Origin of the sequence: Shewanella sp. AS16, from assembly GCF_021412365.1 — a bacterium.
Classification (GTDB): domain Bacteria; phylum Pseudomonadota; class Gammaproteobacteria; order Enterobacterales; family Shewanellaceae; genus Shewanella; species Shewanella salipaludis.
Genome location: NZ_JAKCLK010000033.1, coordinates 1 through 1,200 on the forward strand (window position 1 = coordinate 1; position 1,200 = coordinate 1,200).

1 protein-coding gene is annotated in these 1,200 nt (G+C 58.7%); it reads left to right on the forward strand.

Features of this window, described 5'->3' with window-relative positions:
- Positions 1-1,200, forward strand: a 1,200-nt coding sequence (locus tag LZP73_RS19155; protein WP_234236507.1) for a hypothetical protein, incomplete at both ends; no start/stop codon positions are given.

Genomic DNA, 1,200 nt, shown 5'->3' on the forward strand with positions numbered 1-1,200 from the left:
GCATAGAGCACAACGGTGACTGGGGCGTGTATTTCCGCTATGCGGTCACGGGCCCCGTGCTGACGGGCAATATCATCATAGACAACAAGCGGCCCATGTTGGTGCCGGCGACAATGATGCCCAACGCCGGCGATAACAACGTGCTGCTGCCCAACACTTACAACACTGTGATGTTGCTGGGCCAGGGGCTGAGCCGTGACCTGAACCTGGAGGTGATCAGCCAGGAAGGGGCACAGCTCAACAGCTATGTCGTCTCCGGCAGTCTGGGGGTGAATTCGGGCTACAAGTTGAACCTGTCTCCCGGGGTGGCGTTGAAATTTCTGCCGGGCGCAGAGCTGTGGGTCAGTGGCGAACTTGGCAGTGTGGGAACGGCGTCGGCGCCAATCACTTACACCAGTTACGCCGATGACAGTGTCGGTGGTGACAGCAATATGGACGGCTATGCCAGCACGGCGACTGGCGGCGATTGGCGGGGCATACGCTTCAACGATGCGGCGCCGGATAATGCCAGCCCGATGGAGTATGTGTCGGTGCGTTACGCCGGCGAGAGCAACATAGCGGGTATCAGCTACAACTCCAGCCATCAACGTCTGGCTCATGCAGAGGTCAGCAACAGTGCTTATCGCGGTATTTATAGCAGCAGCAGTAATGTGAGCCTGGAGGAGGTGGCGGTGTTTGCCAACCGCCAACAGGGGGTAGCCAATAGCTACGGTAACATCAGTGCCAGTGGGCTGCGGGTGTTTGCCAATGGCGACCACGGCTTATACAGTCAGCGTGGCAGTATCGTGGTGGACGGCGGCGAGATCTTTGCCAACGGTGGCCAGGGTGCGTATGCGGAGACGAGCACGCGGCTGGAGGCCAAGGATGTGTGGTGGGGCGCGGCCGATGGTGCCGGCGGTGCCGCGGGAGGCAGTGGTGATGAGGTCAATGCCAATGTAACAGTGAGTGCCGCCCGCAGTGACGGTACCGAGTTTGCGTATTTCAATGCCGGGGCTAATGAGACCAGCGGGACATTGGCACAGGTTATCGTAGAGCAAGGCAGTGCTTCAACCGAGTGGGGCGTACGGAATGCTGAGCGTTTTCTGTTTGATTTGGACAGTGTCAGCCTGAGGTTGAAAGGTCTGGACGATGCCAAGCACTATAGCCTGCATGTTACTTACCTGAATAAAGACAGCGCCTCGGCCAACTGCCAGGATTGCG